The sequence below is a fragment of the Pseudodesulfovibrio sp. JC047 genome (genome assembly GCF_010468615.1).
In the GTDB taxonomy this organism is placed as follows: Bacteria; Desulfobacterota; Desulfovibrionia; order Desulfovibrionales; family Desulfovibrionaceae; genus Pseudodesulfovibrio.
Genome location: NZ_WUEH01000018.1, coordinates 20,148 through 39,315 on the forward strand (window position 1 = coordinate 20,148; position 19,168 = coordinate 39,315).

General features: G+C 50.6%; 19 protein-coding genes. 6 read left to right on the forward strand and 13 right to left on the reverse strand.

The genetic code is table 11. From position 1 onward, the window contains the following. Positions 1-6: 6 nt before the first annotated feature. The 4 genes from recR to GO013_RS12100 all read right to left on the reverse strand — a co-directional run bounded on the left by recR (position 7) and on the right by GO013_RS12100 (position 4,009). Complete coding sequence (gene recR / locus GO013_RS12085; RefSeq protein ID WP_163811465.1) at positions 7-612, reverse strand: recombination mediator RecR; 606 nt, start codon at positions 610-612, stop codon at positions 7-9. A gap of 8 nt (positions 613-620) precedes the next feature. Beyond that, positions 621-932 (reverse strand): YbaB/EbfC family nucleoid-associated protein, encoded by a 312-nt coding sequence (locus GO013_RS12090; protein ID WP_163811467.1) that lies wholly within the window; start codon positions 930-932, stop codon positions 621-623. A gap of 25 nt (positions 933-957) precedes the next feature. Next, positions 958-2,829 carry a DNA polymerase III subunit gamma/tau gene (gene dnaX / locus GO013_RS12095; RefSeq protein ID WP_163811469.1) on the reverse strand — a complete coding sequence of 624 codons (1,872 nt, stop codon included), beginning with the start codon at positions 2,827-2,829 and terminating at the stop codon, positions 958-960. Positions 2,830-3,085: 256 nt separating this feature from the next. Then, positions 3,086-4,009, reverse strand: coding sequence for a branched-chain amino acid transaminase (locus tag GO013_RS12100; protein WP_163811471.1), 924 nt, complete (start codon positions 4,007-4,009; stop codon positions 3,086-3,088). Between the two features lie 218 nt (positions 4,010-4,227). Between GO013_RS12100 and GO013_RS12105 the strand changes: the two genes are divergently transcribed. The 6 genes from GO013_RS12105 to GO013_RS12130 all read left to right on the forward strand — a co-directional run bounded on the left by GO013_RS12105 (position 4,228) and on the right by GO013_RS12130 (position 9,532). Continuing rightward, positions 4,228-5,439: an aminotransferase class I/II-fold pyridoxal phosphate-dependent enzyme gene (locus GO013_RS12105; protein ID WP_163811472.1), complete on the forward strand. Its 1,212-nt coding sequence runs from the start codon at positions 4,228-4,230 to the stop codon at positions 5,437-5,439. A 2-nt stretch (positions 5,440-5,441) separates the two neighbouring features. Further along, positions 5,442-6,740: a homoserine dehydrogenase gene (locus GO013_RS12110; protein ID WP_163811474.1), complete on the forward strand. Its 1,299-nt coding sequence runs from the start codon at positions 5,442-5,444 to the stop codon at positions 6,738-6,740. Between the two features lie 9 nt (positions 6,741-6,749). Then, positions 6,750-7,949, forward strand: coding sequence for a cofactor-independent phosphoglycerate mutase (locus tag GO013_RS12115; RefSeq protein ID WP_163811476.1), 1,200 nt, complete (start codon positions 6,750-6,752; stop codon positions 7,947-7,949). Next, on the forward strand, positions 7,946-8,362 hold the full coding sequence (locus GO013_RS12120; RefSeq protein ID WP_163811478.1) for a thioesterase family protein: 417 nt from the start codon (positions 7,946-7,948) through the stop codon (positions 8,360-8,362). Before GO013_RS12115 ends, GO013_RS12120 begins: the two co-directional genes overlap by 4 nt. A gap of 72 nt (positions 8,363-8,434) precedes the next feature. Continuing rightward, positions 8,435-9,220 (forward strand): amidohydrolase family protein, encoded by a 786-nt coding sequence (locus GO013_RS12125; protein WP_163811480.1) that lies wholly within the window; start codon positions 8,435-8,437, stop codon positions 9,218-9,220. Positions 9,221-9,310: 90 nt separating this feature from the next. Continuing rightward, on the forward strand, positions 9,311-9,532 hold the full coding sequence (locus tag GO013_RS12130) for a YgdI/YgdR family lipoprotein (RefSeq protein WP_163811481.1): 222 nt from the start codon (positions 9,311-9,313) through the stop codon (positions 9,530-9,532). A gap of 340 nt (positions 9,533-9,872) precedes the next feature. Here the strand turns inward: GO013_RS12130 and dgt are convergent, their stop codons facing one another. From dgt to GO013_RS12175, 9 genes are all read right to left on the reverse strand, one after another. Then, the gene (gene dgt, locus GO013_RS12135) at positions 9,873-11,147 is read right to left on the reverse strand and encodes a dGTP triphosphohydrolase (protein ID WP_163811483.1); all 1,275 of its coding nucleotides are present in this window, start codon (positions 11,145-11,147) and stop codon (positions 9,873-9,875) included. Positions 11,148-11,232: 85 nt separating this feature from the next. After that, positions 11,233-11,943, reverse strand: coding sequence for an amino acid ABC transporter permease (locus GO013_RS12140; protein WP_163811485.1), 711 nt, complete (start codon positions 11,941-11,943; stop codon positions 11,233-11,235). A gap of 57 nt (positions 11,944-12,000) precedes the next feature. Then, positions 12,001-12,762: a basic amino acid ABC transporter substrate-binding protein gene (locus tag GO013_RS12145; RefSeq protein ID WP_163811487.1), complete on the reverse strand. Its 762-nt coding sequence runs from the start codon at positions 12,760-12,762 to the stop codon at positions 12,001-12,003. Between the two features lie 74 nt (positions 12,763-12,836). Further along, positions 12,837-14,372: an ABC transporter ATP-binding protein gene (locus tag GO013_RS12150; protein WP_163811489.1), complete on the reverse strand. Its 1,536-nt coding sequence runs from the start codon at positions 14,370-14,372 to the stop codon at positions 12,837-12,839. A 2-nt stretch (positions 14,373-14,374) separates the two neighbouring features. After that, complete coding sequence (locus tag GO013_RS12155; protein WP_163811491.1) at positions 14,375-15,292, reverse strand: ABC transporter permease; 918 nt, start codon at positions 15,290-15,292, stop codon at positions 14,375-14,377. 4 nt (positions 15,293-15,296) lie between these two features. Continuing rightward, complete coding sequence (locus GO013_RS12160) at positions 15,297-16,361, reverse strand: ABC transporter permease (protein WP_163811493.1); 1,065 nt, start codon at positions 16,359-16,361, stop codon at positions 15,297-15,299. 9 nt (positions 16,362-16,370) lie between these two features. Then, positions 16,371-17,516, reverse strand: a complete 1,146-nt coding sequence (locus GO013_RS12165; protein ID WP_163811495.1) for a BMP family ABC transporter substrate-binding protein — start codon at positions 17,514-17,516, stop codon at positions 16,371-16,373. Positions 17,517-17,625: 109 nt separating this feature from the next. Beyond that, positions 17,626-18,114 (reverse strand): xanthine phosphoribosyltransferase, encoded by a 489-nt coding sequence (gpt, locus tag GO013_RS12170; RefSeq protein WP_163811497.1) that lies wholly within the window; start codon positions 18,112-18,114, stop codon positions 17,626-17,628. Between the two features lie 94 nt (positions 18,115-18,208). Beyond that, positions 18,209-19,156 carry a glucokinase gene (locus GO013_RS12175; protein ID WP_163811499.1) on the reverse strand — a complete coding sequence of 316 codons (948 nt, stop codon included), beginning with the start codon at positions 19,154-19,156 and terminating at the stop codon, positions 18,209-18,211. Positions 19,157-19,168 lie beyond the last annotated feature (12 nt).

Here is a 19,168-nt window from a genome sequence, read left to right on the forward strand (position 1 = left end):
CTACGGCTATACTTTTTGCCGGTGAACAAGAGACTGTTTCAACGTCTCCTTGTCCATGAATTTGACTTCCGCGCCAATGGGGATGCCTTGTGCCAGACGGCTCACAGACACTTCGGGAAATTCGGACTCCACCAGATTTTTCACATACGAAGCAGTTGCTTCGGCGTCCAAGGTCGCTCCAAGAGCCAGGATCAATTCACGGACTTCACCCGTTGCCAATCGACGACGCAACCGATCGACTTCCAAATGTCCCGGCTCAATCCCGTCCAATGGCGACAGCAAGCCGCCAAGGACAAGATATTTCCCACGGTATACACCCATTTCTTCCATGGCCAACAATGCGTCCCATTCAGGAACAAGACATAACTGGGTGGACTCACGGGAAGGATCAGAACAAATCTCGCACGGACTTGATTCCGACAGACAAGCGCACTCATCACACAGGCACAGTCGTTCGCGAAGCTCGACAATAGACTGCCCGACTCCCCGGGCTTTTTCCCGTGGCATCTTGAGCAATGTCAACGCAATACGCAATGCGGACTTCGGACCGATACCCGGCAGACTGGAGAGCTGACCAACCACTTCCTTGAGTGGTCTGGGAAGATTCTGCAAAGCAGCTCCTAAAACATACCGGGGATATTCAGGCCGCCGGTAATGCCTTTCATTTGTTCTTCCATCATCTCTTTGGATTTCTTGAGGCCTTCATTGGCAGCGGTCATCACGAGGTCCTGCAACATCTCCACATCACCGGCTTCCATCACGGATTCCTCAATGTGCACTTCAACGACTTCCTGCGCACCGGTGACCTTGACCGAAACCATACCACCACCGCTGGACGCTTCAACTATCTGCGTCTTCAGGGAGTCCTGTGCTTCAGTCATTTTGCGTTGCATAATCTGCGCCTGACGGACCATTTCATTCATGCCTTTCATTATCGTATCCTTTTCGTCATATCGTTTATTGTTTTCTGGGACTGACCGAAACAATCTGGGCACCAAAGGTCTCGATGATCTTGTTCACCGCCGGATTGTTTTCCGCATCTTCCATCAGTTGCTTATCGGATTTCTGCACAGCAATCTTACCGGTTTCAATCCGAAGTTCAATCGCTGAACCAAAATATTCTTTTGCCAAGGCTTCAAGCGCCTTGAAGGTGTTCTTTTCCGTCAGATTACCACACATGGTTCGAGATCGGCAGGTCACAACCAATTCATTTTTCACCAATGAACCTTTGGTCAAATGCAACATGCTGACCTTGACACCGGCTTGCCCGTTCCGCTCTTCCACAAAGGCCAAAAACCCCGTCCAATTTCTGTTTCCCGCAGGATGTGGTGGAACAGGCGGATTCGCTGTTTCTGACAACGGTGTGGCATCAGATGGCACGACCGGGGCTGGCTCAGGCTCCTTTGGCGCGGCCGGAGGCGTCGAGGTCTCGGTTCCGCGCATTGATGCCGTTGGAGAAGACGACTGTCGAGACGGGGCCTGAGTCCGCTGCTGGGCCTGCGGCGGGATGGGTGGACGTTGCTGCGTCTGCGGCGGCACCTGTGGCCGAGCCTGTTGCATGGGCTGTGTCCCGTGCTGAGGAGCAAACCGTTGCCCATTGCCGGGCGCACCGCCCTGTCCCTGCCGAAATCCCTGACCGGGACCCGATCCACCCTGCATTCCCCCGGAACCACCCATGGGACGCTGTGGTGTGCCCGAAGCCGGAGTCTGCGCGGTCATGGATTCAAGACGAATGAGTTCCGGCAGACTGGTCAAATTTAACAACAACAATTCCAAGGCCAAGGCAGGTTCCAGACTGGTCATGACCTTTCGCTGCCCATCCAGTGTCATCTGCCAACATGCGTGAATATGCGCTGGTTCAAATTTTTCGGCCCATCCCATCCAGCCTTTGGCTTCTTCGCCAGACAACCCCAGAAGCGGCAAGGCTTCCTTGCCTGCCTGTCGGAGCAAAAACATATTGCGCCAGCAATTGGTCAATTCCCGCAAGAAAAATCCGAGATCAAGTCCCTGATCCAGCACCTGCCGGAGCACGGTCCCCACGGCCACCAGATTCCTGGAATACATGGCCTCCATGAGACCAAAAAACACATCTTGTCCGGCCAATCCGAGAAATCCCCGGACATCCGCTTCTTTCAGGACGTCTTCACCCATGGCAAGGGCCTGTCCCAAAAGCGACATGGAATCCCGCACACTACCCGCACCGCGCTTGGCAATAATCTCCAACGCACCGGGTTCATACTGCAACCCTTCCATGGTCATGATATTTTCAAGATGGTCAACCAGTTCCATCTGCGTCAACATCTTGAATGTATAATGCTGGCACCGGCTGATAATGGTTGCCGGGAATTTGTGATGCTCGGTCGTGGCCATGATGAACGTGGCACGCGGCGGTGGCTCTTCCAACGTCTTCAAGAGGGCGTTGAAGGCCTCCTTGGTCAACATATGGGCCTCATCAATGATGAAGACTTTGTACCGGCATTCAATCGGTGCGTACCCGATGTCTTCTTTCAGACGCCGGGCGTCATCGATGCCACGATTGGACGCACCATCTATCTCGATGACATCCACGGCCACGCCAGCGGTGATCTGCTTGCAATTCGCACACTCGTTGCACGGCTCGCCGGTCGGTCCGTTCACACAATTGAGCGCCTTGGCGAAAATACGCGCTATCGTGGTCTTGCCCACGCCTCGTGTGCCCGAAAAAAGATACGCGGGCGCGATCTTATCCTGGGCAGCGGCCCGGGAAAGAATGGATTTTATCGCTTTTTGTCCGGCGACGTCTTCAAACGTCTGTGGACGATACTTCGCTGTGAGGTTCGATGTGCTCATTGGTCTGCCTGATGCTTGGACGCGAAATTCATACTCGATTGATACAAAAGGGAAAAATCGGAAAAACCCGATGTCACGCGTCGTATTTCATCAGTATTATCAGATGATGGTCCGACTTTCTAGACTTTCTATCAACCCAGTTTTCAATCGCGTCGGGGTTCTTTCCTGTTCACACGAGAAAAGGGGCACCCCCCGTGTCCTCAATTCGACACAGGGGGATGTCTCCCAGATTGTCATATATCGCGTCCATTACTTATTATAAAATGTATCGATGGAGCCAGTGCTCATAGTCAGGATTTTCACCCTTGACAATCTTGAAGTATTCAGTCTGAAGCATGACTGTCACGGGACCGGCTGTGCCCTCGCCTATCTGCCGACGATCAATGGAACTGATAGGCGTCAACTCGGCAGCAGTCCCGGTGAAAAAGACCTCGTCAGCCACATATAACATGTCGCGAGTGATCGGTTCTTCACGAACTTCGTATCCAAGATCATTGGCCAACGCGATAATCGATTGGCGGGTCAAACCACCCAAAACGCCATCGGTGTGCGGCGTGAACAAGACATCGTCCACCACCATGAAAATATTTTCGCCCGAGCCTTCGGACACATGCCCCGTGGTATCAAGGAGAATGGCTTCATCATACCCATCGGCCACGGCCTCGGTCTTGGCCAGCACGGAATTGACATAGTTCCCGCAGGCCTTGGACTTGGTCATCATCACATTGACATGATGCCGATTGAATGAACTGCACTTGACGGCAATCCCCTTGTCCAATGCGTCGTCTCCCAAATACGCGCCCCAGGGCCAGGTCGCAATCACGGTCCGAATCGGATTGTCGCCGGGATGCACCCCCATGGAACCTTCACCAATAAAGACCAACGGACGGACATAGGCTCCGGCTAATCCATTCCGTTCCAGGGTCTCAATGGCGGCCACGGTCAATTCTTCAGCCGTGTACGGAACCGCTATGCCCAAAATTTTTGCGGAATTGATCAGACGAACCATGTGTTCATCCAGTCGAAAAACTTCTGAAGAACCATCCGCGCATTCATAGGCACGAATTCCTTCGAAAACACCCGCACCATAGTGCAAAGTGTGTGTCAGGACGTGAACATTTGCCTCATCCCAGGGGACGAACTTCCCGTCAAACCAAATGGTTTCAGATTTCTGGACCATGGATGTCTCCTTGTCTGGTTGCGGCACATTCGCCGAAAGTTTCTCGTGTTGAATATGAACGCTAAGAAAAACTCCCGCACAGGTCAAGAAAGCATCGTGAATCCACCTGGACAAGATGCCGTATTTCTCAAAGGACTTCACGATTTTCGTTTTGACACATGCAACAGTCGAGCGTAAGAAAACCTGATTGAACTAATATATTTGAGGAGTTTCACGTTATGTCAAAGTTTGCTCGAGTCGATCGACTGCCCCCCTATGTATTTGCCCAGGTCAATGAATTGAAAATGAAGATGCGCCACGCGGGCGCGGACATCATTGACCTCGGGATGGGCAATCCAGATGTGCCCACCCCCAAGCCCATCCTCGACAAACTGACAGAAGCGGCGCACAAGGCGGGAAACTCCAAATATTCAGCGTCAAAAGGGATCAAGGGATTGCGGGCTGGAATCCGCGACTGGTACAAACGTCGCTATGACGTTTCCTTGAACGCCGACACCGAAGTCTGTGTCACCATGGGTGCCAAGGAAGGGTTGGCCCACCTCGCGTTGGCCATGCTTTCTCCGGGCGACGTCGTCCTTGCTCCGGACCCGGCCTACCCCATTCACCCCTATGCCTCCATCATAGCCGGTGCAGATGTCCGCCGTGTGCCCATTGGTCCTGGTCAGGACTTTTTTGAAAACCTGGAGACAGCGGTTTCTCACACCTGGCCCAAGCCAAAACTGCTCATCATCAACTTCCCACACAACCCGACCACGCAATGCGTGGACCTGCACTTTTTCCAACGGATCGTCAATTTCGCCAAAGAGCATGATTTGTACGTCATTCATGACTATGCTTACGCGGACTTCGTCTTTGACGGCTATGAAGCCCCGAGCTTCATGCAGGCCGAAGGAGCCATCGACGTAGGTGTCGAATTCTTTTCAATGACCAAAAGCTATTCCATGGCCGGAATGCGAGTGGGCTATTGCGTGGGTAACCCGGAAATGGTCAATGCCCTAACCCGCATAAAAAGCTATCTTGATTACGGCATTTATCAGCCGATCCAGATTGCTGCAGCCTGTGCCTTGAACGGCGACCTTGACGACGATCCAAAATTCACGCAGGCAGACATGGACAAGTCCGTCAAAGAAATCATGGCGGTCTATGAAGATCGACGGAACGCATTATGCGAAGGCCTCAACCGCATCGGGTGGGAAGTAACACCGCCCAAGGCGACCATGTTCCTCTGGGCCGCGATCCCGGACGAATTCAAAAAAATGGGATCCGTCGAATTTTCAAAAATGCTTTTGCAGGAAGCTGAAGTCGCAGTCTCGCCCGGTCTCGGTTTTGGCCAATATGGTGACGACCACGTCCGTTTCAGCTTTGTCGAAAACAGACATCGTACCAATCAGGCAGTTCGTAACCTGCGCAAATTCTTCGCTAAAGGATAGATATGGATGTTATAAAACTCGGTCTCGGCGGATTCGGCACAGTCGGCTCTGGTCTGGCCAAAATTTTGGATAAAAATGCGCAACGAATCGAAAAACGACTCGGTAAACGCATTGAAATCCGGTCCGTCCTTGTACGGGACCTGTCCAAAAAACGCGCCTTTGATCCAGGCCCGGACGTCACCTTTACCGACGATCCGTCCGCCCTTGTGAACGACCCGGATATTGACATCGTGGTCGAACTCATGGGTGGGCTGGATACGGCCAAGGATCTCGTTCTGAACGCGTTTGCTGCGGGCAAACATGTGGTGACCGCCAATAAACACCTGCTGGCCGAGCACGGGCTGGAGTTGTTTGACGCCGCCCGCGAACACGAGGTAGCCCTGCATTTTGAAGCCAGTTGTGCTGGCGGCATTCCCATTGTCCAGACTTTGAAAGACAGTCTGGCCGGGGATGAAGTCACACAGATGCTCGGCATCATGAACGGGACAGCCAACTACATCCTGTCCGAAATGACCACCAAGGGCTTGGATTTCGAGACCGCCTTGGCCGACGCTCAGGATTTGGGCTATGCCGAGGCTGACCCGACATTCGATATTGAAGGATTTGATACCGCACACAAACTGTGTGTGCTCATTCGCATGGCCTACGGCGTGGATTATCCCTTAAATGAGATTCCCATTCAGGGCATCACGGGAATCACGTCCATGGACATCGAATTCGCCCGGGAATTCGGGTATCGTATCAAGTTGCTGGCCCATGTCATGGATGTCAATGGACGACTGGAAGCCGGAGTCCATCCGGCTTTGGTCCCCTACACTTATTTACTGGCCCGGGTCGGCGGCAATTACAACGCAGTCCGGTTGGAAGGAAATGCCGTTGGTCCCATCATGTTGCATGGTCAAGGCGCAGGCGACCTGCCCACCGGCAGTGCCGTGCTGGCCGACATCATGAACATCGTCCGAGCCATGGACAGCTCCAACGGTGCACCCGACAATACCGGATTCAGGAATCAGCCCCTTGCCAAGGCCACCATCCTCCCACCCGAGGATTCCGAGTCCAAATACTACTTCCGTTTTACGGTCGCGGACAGAACCGGCGTCATGGCCGCCATCACCAATTCAATGGCTGAGCATGGCATTTCCATTGCTCAGGCGGTACAAAAAGGCGAAGCTGGTGCTGAAGGCGTTCCGCTTGTCATTGTCAGCCACGAGACCCCTGCCAAAGCGGTCACAGCAATGATTGAAGATATGGACGCCATGGATTTCACTGTTGAACCCTGCGTCAAATTCAGGATACTCTAGAGAAAACGAATGAAAGTACTGTATCTTATCGCCGATGGAATGGGTGGTTGGCCGCTGGAAGAACTTGGCGGCAAAACCACCATGGAAGCGGCACATACCCCCAACATGGATGCATTGGCCAAGACTGGTATCGTTGGCCGAGCACAGACGGTTCCTAAAGGGATGCCTCCGGGATCCGATGTGGCGAACATGGCCCTTCTCGGCTTTGATCCCGCAGTGTATCATACGGGACGAGGACCGATTGAAGCGGCGGCCCAAGGCTTGAAACTGGGGCCGGATGATCTGGTCTGGCGGCTGAATCTGGTCACTGTTTCCAAATTGACCATTGACGGTTTCATGCGAGATTATTCGTCAGGCCATATTTCCAGCGATATCTCACGCCCGCTGGTCAGCACGCTTCAGGAAAAACTCGGAAACGACACATACACATTCCATCCTGGAGTCCAATACCGCCACCTCTTGGTCCAAAGGAACGGGGCACTCACGGAAGACGCAGCCCTGACGATCAACCCGCCTCACGATATCACGGACAAATCCATCAAACCGGATTTGCGCACATTTTCCAAAAGCCCGTTTCTTTGGGATCTCATCTTTGAAGCCAAAGAACTGCTTGAAGACCGCGATATCAACGCATCCATGGCCAATTCAATCTGGCCGTGGGGACAGGGTCGCCCGTTGAATCTTCCTGATTTCACTGAAAATTCAGGCATGAAAGGAGCGGTTATTTCCGCTGTTGATCTTATCAAGGGACTCGGAAACGCCTCTGGTATGGATGTCATTGATATCGAAGGAGCCACCGGCTTACTGGATACCAACTATCAAGGCAAAGTCGATGCGGCCCTCGATTTCCTGCGTGAAAACGATTTCGTTTTCGTTCACCTGGAAGGGCCTGACGAATGCGGACACGGTGGCAATGCTGCGGACAAAGTCGAGGCCATCAGCCGATTTGACGCCCGTGTTGTCGCTCCACTCCGTAAGGCGCTACGCGATGAGGAAACCGCCTGGATCGTTACCTGCGATCACTTCACCCCCATTGTCGAACGCACGCACACCATGGACCCCGTGCCCTTTATCATTAACGGTCCCGGCTGCGAGGCTTCAGGCATTGAGTCTTTCAGCGAAAAAAGTGCGGATTCCACAGGACTTACGCTGGATAATGGACACGAACTCCTGTCATTTGCCTTGAAAAAACTCGGATTGAAAAAATGACACCCTCCGTTCAATTTCCCACATGTGACAGTTGGTATTCGCACTACATCTCCTATGGCGAAACAGACGCCATGGGAGTCGTGTATCACGCCGAATACCTCCATCTCTTCGAACGCTCACGAAGCCAACTCATTCGAGAATCGGGCATGAGTTACAGTGAAACCGAAAAACGCGGTATCATGTTGCCAGTTCGAGAGGCACAGTGTCGCTATCGTGTGCCCATTCGCTATGATGAAAAAATCCATATTCACGTCGGCATCGTCAAATGGGGTCGGGCCTCGGTCGATTTCGTCTATGAAATCTGGAATGAAGATAAAACCATTCTCCATTCCACGGGGAAAACCAATCATGCCTGCGTCAACCTGGATGGCAAACCCATTCCCGTCCCTCATTGGTTAAAAGAGCTTTTCTGAAAACACCCTTCTCACATTGATTCATAGGGACAAAAAAAGCCGGAAGTCGCAATTTTCCGGCAAGGATTTCTCATGCGCATTGATATTCACGCTCACGCGTTTGATCCCAAAATCGCCGACAAGGTACTTGTTCAACTCGAAGGCCATTACGGCGTCAAACCAATTGGTACAGGCAAAGCAGACGATCTCATCGAGCGGCTGGACCGGGCAGGTCTGGATAAATCTGTTGTTCTCAGTGCCGCCACAACCCCGAGTCAAGTCATTCCAGCCAACAACTGGGCGATCCAACTCAAAAAGACCAATCCCCGATTCATCCCCTTTGGCACCCTGCACCCCGGCTTTGACAGAAATGCCGAAGAACTGGATCGACTTGAAAAAAACGGCATCCAAGGCCTGAAATTCCATCCGGATTTTCAAGGATTCAGAATGGATGACGAATCTTTTTTTGACGTGATGGAATTGATTCAGGGCCGATTTATTTGCCTTTTTCACATCGGAGACACCCTGCCCCCCGACGAAAATCCGTCCTGTCCCAAAAAAATGGCCGCATTACGCAAACGGTTCCCGAAACCGACCATGATTGCGGCACACATGGGCGGATACCACCAATGGGAGTATGCGATCAAACATCTGGCCGGAACTGATGTCTATGTCGATTGCTCCAGTGTGCTGGACTTTGTGGACGACTCGTTGCTGCAACGCCTCTTCGCAGCATTCCCGCACGACCACATTCTTTTTGGCAGTGACTACCCGCTTTATGATGCAGCAACCGAAATCAAAAGTCTTTCGCAAAGACTGCACCTGACCGAAACGCAGTTGGATGAACTCTTGAGCCGTGGTGGTGCCTTGTTTTCCTAAAAGATTCCATCTTGAAAAATAAATGTTGATCAAAAGCGTCAACAAATTGTACAAATTTATTGACCATTCACTGTTTACAAGGGGTTCTTCATGAAACGGCTCTATTCGATCATCATACTCTGCGCCTTTGCGCTTTCCCTCACGGCCTGTTTTTCAAAACAATACATGATTACAACCACAGCCGGAGAAACCTACACCGCTAACGGTTCACCAGAATATGATGTCCAAACCGATACCTATAAATTCGAAGACGATGATGGGAAAAAAGTCATCCTCAATCAGGAAGACATCCAAGTCATCAAAGAAAAATAATACATTCGTTGTATAAAAATGTCTCCGACGACCAGAGGGGGAATCTCTTGAAAGAGGTTCCCCCTCTGGACTTCCCATCAAGAACTTCTTGGCGCGTCTTTGGCGAGGTCGCCCGATATCGGATGGGGCAACGTAAAAAGATAAATAATTTTTCACAAATCCATCAAAAATATCAAAAACTTTCTCAAAAACAGTGAAACAAAATCTGCCAACAACCTTCGCGAAGCGACCCAAAAAGTTTTGGAGAGTCCAGAGAACCTTTTTCAAAAGGCTCTCTGGCAGGTCCAGGACAGCGTCCTGGTCTCGCTGAAAGCGACCCTCGGTAGGACAAACTCACGTATTAGACCAAATCATTAATTGAACCAAATTCAGGATCAAAAAGTCGTTTGTATGTTCTGACAACAAACCCGTCAGTCATGCCGGAGATATAGTCGCAAAGCATACGTCTTTTGCCGACGACATCGTGCTTTTTGAGAGCCTTGTGATAATGAGCTGGTAGCAACCGATATTCTGGATTTTTCTTGGTGATATATTCATCTTCCATAACCGTAAAAATCTCACGAAGAATACGGCCCCCCTTGTATTCGAGCTGATGTACTTGTGGGGTGTAAAAAACAAGATTGATGGAAATCATCTTCAACAAGGTGCAAAAAGCCAGACATGAGGGATCAATCTCAATGTCGAAAGCATATCGATTGGTTTTCTGAGAAAGAATATTTTCCCGTGATACAAGCCGTGTTCCATGAATGAACACACCGATCAAACGGGCTAAAAATGCACTGAATGAATCATTTTCAATGGCATTCGCAAGATTTTGAAGAAACGTCCGATCATCGCCGGTGTATTCGTCTTCCTTGTCGTCCATCCAATTCAATATTTTCTTCATGGTGATGAAACCAGCTCGAATACCGTCATCAATGTCATGAATGGAATACGCGATATCATCAGCCCAATCCATTATCCGGCATTCAAGAGACTTGAAAGAATTCAGGTCTAATTCAGAATCAAAAAGCGAAGAAATAGAAACATCAGGACTGACAAAATCCAAAATATCCTTTTGAAAATCATAAATGAAATGATTCACCTTGGCTTCAGAATCCCCAAATAACACCTTGTATTTGAGCATTCCATCAAGAAAAGCCCGCGTCGGATTCATGCCGGACCATTGAGTTTTATCACGATAAAACAGATCGACCAAAATCCGCAAATTCTGCGCATTCCCCTCGAAACCGCCAGAATCGAACATCAAATCATTGAGAATATGCTCCCCGGCGTGCCCAAAAGAGGGATGGCCGATGTCATGCGCCAAACAAATTGATTCGACGAGATCCTGATCAATTCTAAAATGATCGGACAATTGATCGGACGATCTATTGAGATGATTCACGATGGATCGGCCAATCTGAGAAACTTCCATGGAATGCGTGAGTCGGGTTCGATAAAAATCGAACTCACCGGAAAGAAAAACCTGTGTCTTGTTTTGCAAACGACGAAAAGCCGGAGAATAGATAATACGGTCCCGGTCCTGTTCAAACGGTGTGCGACCTTTGCTATTTTTGGACTGTCCCCGCCCGATCCATTCTGTGTCAAAATCCGTATAAAAACTGTTCTGCACGAGTCCTCCTGACCGTTGTCACCATCATGGAAAAAGAAAACCCCTTCCGGACAACCGAAAGGGGCATTGTGAACAGCGTAAAAAGTTACCCTAAATCAGGTATCTTACCAGCATTTTCACGCGCCCCGCTCCCAGCGGAGAGCTTTTTTTCAAGCGCGTTGAAAAGACGGGAAAAAGAAAACGTCAATGTCAAATAGATGCAACCGGCTCCAACAAGGAACGGAACATATGTGTAATATCGTGCTCCGAGAACTTTTGCAGAATACATCAACTCAGCGACACCAATGGTGGAAATGAGTGATGAATCCTTGAGCAAAACGATCAATTCATTGCCCAAAGGTGGAATCATACGCCGCAAGGCTTGTGGCAAAATGACATGGATCATAGCCTGCACATGACGCAAACCGGTACTCCGAGCCGCCTCCATCTGTCCTGTATTGATAGATTGAATTCCAGCTCTGATGATTTCTGCATTGTATGCGCCACTATTGATCCCAAGAGCAACCATACCAGTGACCAGCGGGTCCGGTGAAATCCCCTCACCCGTGATCATCATGTAAATTTGCGGGAAACCGAGGTAAAAGAAAAAGATCTGCAACAGCATCGGAGTGCCGCGAATAATCTGAATGTATGCGTCTGCGACAACACGGATATAAAACCGACGGCTGATGCGGCATGTCCCGGCAAGAACACCGAGAATAAGTCCCATGGCGAGCGCACCAATAGTCACTTCAAGAGAAGCCGCCGCGCCCTTGAGAAGCATGTCGTAATGTTTGAAAACCAGGGAGAAGTCCACTATTGGCTCCTGAAAAGACAAGCCGGGAGAGAAAATATCTCTCCCGGCAAAGTTATATTAAAGATTCCACTTCTTGACGAGAGCGTCATACGTTCCGTCTTTTTTGACGGCATCCAATGCTTCATTCAAAGCATTGAGCAAAGGATCGTTCCCCTTACGGGAAATGATTGCAAATTCTTCGTAGGAAAGCGGATCACCAGCACGCTTGAACGTGCCCTGCTTCATGTATTCGTCAGCAACGGACAGATCAGCAACAACAGCATCAGCAGCCTTGTTCCGCAACATCATGAAAGCGATGTTGTAGCTCTCAGGCTTGATAACTTCGGCACCTTCAATCTTGTCGGCCTGCTGCTCGCCGGTCGTTCCCAACTGAACGGCAATCTTTTTGCCTTTCAGATCAGCGGCGGACGTAATGTCAGACTCAGGACGCGTTACAATAACCTGGCCATTGGCAATGTACGGAGCGGAAAAACTGACCTGCTTGGCACGATCAGGCGTCACACTGAAACCGGACATACCCATATCGACCTGACCGGACTGGACAGCGGTGACGATAGCGGCAAATTCCATGGTGACCCATTTGATCTTCAAGCCCATTTTTTCTGTCATGGCTTTCAGCAAATCAATATCAAAACCAACACGTTCGCCACTGTCTCCAATGGATTCAAACGGAGGATAATCAGGGCTGTTTCCAACAGAAATGACACCAGCAGCTTGAACTTTTTCCAACGTGGTTCCCGCAAAAGCGGAAACAGACAACATGCCGACCAGCATGGCGACAGCCATGACGGCAACCACATTCATCCTACAGATTTTCATGCCTTTCTCCTTCTCAAATTGAATGTCATATTCAAACCATATGGGCCTGAATGAAAAATATAGCAACCTGGCGACTACTCCACAATCCCAGCCATTAACGGGCCAATTTTCCGTGTCGTTCCCGGATCTGCCGTATCCAGAATCTCCAGAATTCGACCACGATAAATAACTGCGATCCGGTCGGCAAGTTGTAAAGCTTCGTTTAAATCGCCCGTCACAAGTAAGACGCCAGCCATGGCTCTGGCTTCGAGGAGCCGCTTCCAGACTTCTTCTGTCGCGGAAACATCCAGCCCCTGCGTCGGCTGTTCGGCAACAATCAAACGAGGTTCACGATATAATTCACGCGCAAGTACCGCTTTTTGCAGATTCCCGCCGGAAAGCTGCCAAGCCAACGCATGAATACGGCCCGGACGGATATCAAACTTCTTGATAAGATCGATAGTATCCTTGGCCGCTTTCTTTTTGTCCAGCAACCATCCTTTGGCAAATCCTTTGCGCGTGGTCAATAAAAGGTTGTCCACAAGGTTTTGATTCGGCAACGTCGCAAGCCCCAAACGGTCTTCGGGGATGTAGCACATGGATCGATTCCATGTAGATTCGGCAAAAAACTGCCGCCAGGGCTGCCCCATGATAAAAACTGTATCCACAGGTGGTTTAGTCAGTCCCGTCACAGCCTCAACCAAACTTTTCTGCCCATTCCCCGCAACGCCGACCAACGCGACGACTTCACCCTGGTGCACATTCAAATCGACTTCGGACAATCCCAACCCGGTCAGATTCCTGATATCCAGGACACTCTCACCGTGTTCGACCGGCTCCCGATCAACTTCAAGCAACACTTCCTTGCCCACCATCCGCGAGGCCAGATCAGCCTTGGATTCAATGGTATTCGGGTCCAGCTCACCTTCGATTTTTCCTCGCCGCAAAATGGCAATTTCATCAGCGATTGCAATAACTTCTTCGAGTTTATGACTGATAAAGACAATGGCTTTGCCCTGTTCCGTCATCCGCCATAAAGCCTTGAACAAGGTGACAATTTCTTCCGGTGTCAAGACCGCAGTGGGTTCATCAAAAATCAGGATACGACTTTCGCGATACAGCAACTTCAAAATTTCAACGAGCTGTCTTTCGCCCATGGACAAATCGGAAATACGCGCAAATGGATCAATGTCCATGTCATATTTCTCAGCCAATGCCACAACCCGTTTGGCCATTTCTCGACGATTGACAAAAAAGCCGCCTTCCTGTCCCAACAAGACATTCTCGGTCACAGTCATGGAATCAACCAACATGAAATGCTGATAGACCATGCCGATTCCCGATGCAATTGCATCTCTGGACGATGAAAATCGCACGGGGTTTCCGTCAATCTCAATGGTCCCTTCATCCGGCTTATACCGACCGGCTAGCATGGACATCATGGTGGATTTTCCCGCACCGTTTTCGCCAAGCAAAGCCTTGATACGACCAGGATAGACATCGAGCGTGATGGAATCATTCGCCACGACTTTACCAAACCGTTTGGTCAATCCCTTAAGTCGGACAACCGGAACTTCTCCGGGTTCAATAGGACGGCTGGGAACAGGTCGAACAAAGTTGAAATCAGGCACGCCTATCCCTCCGGCTCGATATTGGTCCCGAGAGCCGCAGGGCCATCAACACGACGACCTCGCCACGCGGACAGAATAAGGACAAAAATAGTCAACAAATACGGAAGCATCAATAACAAAGAGGAAGGAAGATTTGTTCCGTAGGCTTGTAGGCGAAGCTGAAAGGCCATGACGCCTCCAAAAAGGTAGGCACCAACAACCGCCCGACCTGGCCGCCAAAAAGCGAAAATAACCAGTGCGACAGCGATCCACCCACGCCCACCGGACAAACCGTTTGTCCACAGGTGTGTGTACGCGAGCGAAAGATACGCACCGCCCAAACCGATAAGAAAACCGCCTGTCAAAACGGCAAAATATCGTAATGCAATGGGCTTCAATCCCGCAGCCGCAGCCGCCGCTGGCATTTCTCCTGTGGCCGTGACATGCAGCCCGAGACTTGTTCGCTTGAAGAAGAACCAAAATATAAACGGAATGACAAACGAGATATACACCAGCATGTCATGCTTGAAAAAGATGTCGCCGATCATCGGGATCTGCGACAAGACAGGGAAATCAAACGGGGTAAAACCAGGTGCGGACAACCCGACATACGGAACACCGAGATAATGCGTCAATCCAGTACCGAGAATGGTCAAAGCCAATCCCGAGACAACCTGATTACCAAGACAGGAAATACAGACAAAGGCGTGCAATGAGGCAAAGGCCATGCCACAGATTCCCCCTGCCAAAAAGCCCAACCAAGGCGACCCAGTGGCCAGACTCGTCCAAAAAGCCGCCAAGGCGGCTACAGACAGAATGCCTTCAACGCCGAGATTCAGCACGCCGCCCTTCTCGGTCATCATCTCACCCAAAGTTGCATACAAAATGGGGGTGCCGGATTGTACGGTCGCGGCAAAAAGCGGTATCAAAAATTCCCACATACGTTTAATCCTGCCTTTGCTTGCGTTCCAAGGTGTATAAAAGGAAGAACTGTCCGGCCAAAACCGTCAACAAAATCATCCCCTCCATAATCACACCGAATGCCGCAGGAATTTGCAATTCAAGCTGCAAATTTTCTACGCCCACACGCAACGCCGCCAGTAAAAAGGACGCAAAGGCAATATTCAAGGGTTCAAGACGAGCCAACCAGGCAACAACAATGGCGGTATATCCATATCCGACGATCAAACTCGGCTGCAATCGGTTCAAAACCGCAGATGTCTCAATACATCCGGCAAATCCGGCAAATCCACCGGACAGGAACATGACAAACATGACCAACAATCCGTACCGAATCTTGGCATATTTTGCGACACGCGCCCCTTCGCCACTTGCCTGCAACTCAAAACCAAGTCGGGTGAAACGCATGAACGCCCAGAGTCCGATTCCAACGATCGCGCAGAAAAGCAGTCCCCAATGAACTCGGTTGCTCCCGATATGAGGGATAATGGCATTGACCGAAAATTCAGGCGTCATGGGGAACCCAAAACTGGCCGGGTCTTTCCAGACACCAAAAACCAGATAGTCGAGCAGGAGTATTGCGATATAGTTGAGCATCAACGTGGAAATAATCTCGTTGACGCGCAGCTTCAACTTGAGAAAAGCGGGGATAAATGCCCAGATGCCGCCAAAAACAAACGCCATCAAAAACATGAGTGGCAACAAGACCACTCCAGGCAAATTGGGAAATAACAAGGCAGCCCAGGTTGCGCCAATAGCGCCAAGGGCAAACTGTCCTTCCGCACCGATGTTCCAGATCTGCATACGGAAGGCCACAGCGACCCCCAGTGAACAGAGGAAAAGCGGAATAGCCTTGAGAAGTGCGCCTTCCAAAGCCCAAAGGTTTCCGAAACTTCCCTGCCACAGGACCATCATCCCGTGCAGTGCGTCCTTGCCCTGTCCCTCGATGAGTAATGCACTCACAAAAAGGGAAAAGAGCAGGGCGCCCAAGAATACAACCAGGGCGCCCCACTTCCAGGGTTCATCTCTTTTTCGTATTTTCAGAGGCATGTGCCGTACTTATTTTATGGTACCGACAACGCCTTCAACAAACCACATCATGTCATGCAGCTGGGCGTCGGTGAGTTTTTCGCCTTCGGCGACTTTGAGCGCACCGCTCTGATCCTTGATCGGACCGACAAAACAAATGTCATTGCCTTCGATCAATTCAGCCCGCTTGGCCATGACCGTGCTCTTGACATCTTCCGGAACCATCGGTCCCATCGGAGCGATATCAACAACGCCTTCGTGCATGGACCACCACAGGGATTCGTTGCCCTTCCAGGAACCATCACGGACCTGTTCCATCGTCTTGGTGTACACCGGGCCCCAGTTCCAGATAGCGGATGTCAGATGCGCCTTGGGAGCAAAAGAGGACATGTCGGAGTTGTAACCAACAGAGTAAACACCAGCTTCTTCAGCGGCTTCCTGCGGTGCAGGAGAATCCTGATGCTGGGCGATAACGTCACAACCTGCGTCAAGCAACGACTTGGCAGCGTCTTTTTCCAAAGCAGGATCGTACCAGGTCTTTGTCCAGACAACGCGGACTTCGACATCCGGGTTCATCTCACGGGCACCGAGCGTGAAAGCATTGATACCACGAATAACTTCGGGAATGGGGAACGCACCCACATAGCCAAGTTTGTTGGTCTTGGACATGGCACCAGCCACCATACCAGTCAGATACCGGGCCTGATACACACGACCAAAATAGTTGGTCACGTTCTCGGCTTTCTTGAAACCGGAGCAATGCATGAATTTGACATTCGGAAATTCCTTGGCAACCTTCATGATCGGATCCATGTATCCGAAACTGGTTGCGAAAATGATATCAAAACCCTTACGAGCCATGTTCCGAATGACACGTTCGGAATCAGCACCTTCAGGGACGGATTCGACAAACGAAGTCGTGGCCCAATCCAAGCCATCCACCGTCTGACGACCCAAGTCGTGCGAATAGGAGTAACCGGCATCACCGATCGGGGAAACATACACGAATCCGGCCTTGAGCGTTTTCGCTTCTTCAGCGGCAGGAGCAGTAGCTTCCTCGGTTTTTGCAGGCTCTTCGGCCTTTTTCTCCTGAGGAGCTTCGCCGCAGGCAACCAGCGACAGGAGCAACGCCATACACATGGCAGAGACTCCAAACAGTTTCAGCATTCTTTTCATGAGGACCTCTCCGTTAGCGATTAACTATCTTTAAACTCTATCTCAGCTCATCAAATCGGGCAAGACTCGAAGGAAACAGCCGAGAGTTATCAGCATGGATATAAAAATTTTAGTCGTCGTCAGAAACCTGGGCAATGGGTTCAACAAACTGGGAACCGGCATCCCAAGGAAATAAAATCCAGGTATCCTGACTCACTTCCGTAATATAAGTATCGACCAAAGGCCGACCTTCAGGCTTGGCGTACACTGTGGCAAATTGTGCCTTGGGGACCATGTTCCGAACTATTTTTGCGGTTTTCCCCGTATCCACGAGGTCATCGACAAGCAGCCACCCTTCTCCGTCACACTCAACCTGCTTGAGGATATTCGCTGCCCCTTGTTCTTTCCAATTATACGAAGAGAGACAAATCGTATCAATCAGATGAATATCCAGTTCGCGAGCAATGATTGCTGCCGGGACCAACCCGCCACGAGTGATGGCCAGAATGCCTTTCCATGGTCCCTTTTCAACGAGTCTCCAGGACAAGGCCCGACAGTCTCGATGCAGTTGCTCCCAGGAAACCGGAAACATCTTCTGGTATCTACTTTTATTCCCCATAATGAAACATCTCCTGCATGTACTTTTCAACGGAAGAGGCTTTCTACCCGTATCAAACCGCTTAATCAAGCATATTTCATGCGTAAAATGCACCTTATCGCATCAACCGTTGATTCCCATAGAATCCGGCTCCATATAACCCGCTCTCTTCATTGCAATTGAGACGGATGGGCACAGTGTGCAAAAAATCTTCATAAATATGTGAATTATGGAACTCTTCCAAGAAATCCGATGCGGTGACAAACATGGGATTCTTGGCGGCAATACCTCCGGCAATAAAAAGGCCACCGCGAGACATGACGCCGATGGCCCAATCCCGACACACTCTGGCATAGAACCGGGCGTACCATCGGGTGGTGCTATCGTTTATTGTAATGGACGCCGAAATTGCTTCGGGCGTCAAATCTTCGCCAGTGAGATATTTGTGAACCAAATGCAATCCCAACCCGGTCACGACAGAGTCCCCTTCCGGCCAATGTCGTCCACTTTCCCGTTGATTGAATGCGGCATACTGCATCTCTTCGGCACCCACAAAGGGAAATGTCATGTGCCCTCCCTCAAAAGGTAGAGCGCTCCACCCGCAAAGCGAGGGGAGCAACGCAGAATAGCCCAGACCTGTTCCAGCCCCGATCACGCCAATGGGATCCCCGTCAAGAGCGTGACCTTCTTGAATAACCGTGGCATTGTCCACGGCTGAAGTTCGGCACGCATAGGCTTGCGCGGCAAAATCGTTGATCACACACACAGTGTCCGTTCCGAAATCAATATCACGAATATCAATCCCCCAAGACGCATTGGTCAAACGAGGACAAGAGACGCCGCCGACAACGGCCCCGGCCACGGCAAAAACAGCACTTTCAAAATCGCCTGGACACGCGGAAAAACGACTGCTCCACAATTGCTCCAAAAGATGCGGAAACGACCGGGCACTCTGGGTGGCCAGCCAAATGGAGTCCACCATCTCGAAACCATCATCCGTGGTTTCAAAAAGTGCGAACCGACTGTTCGTCCCGCCAATATCCGCAGCCAAAATCTTCGCCATTGGTACAAAACC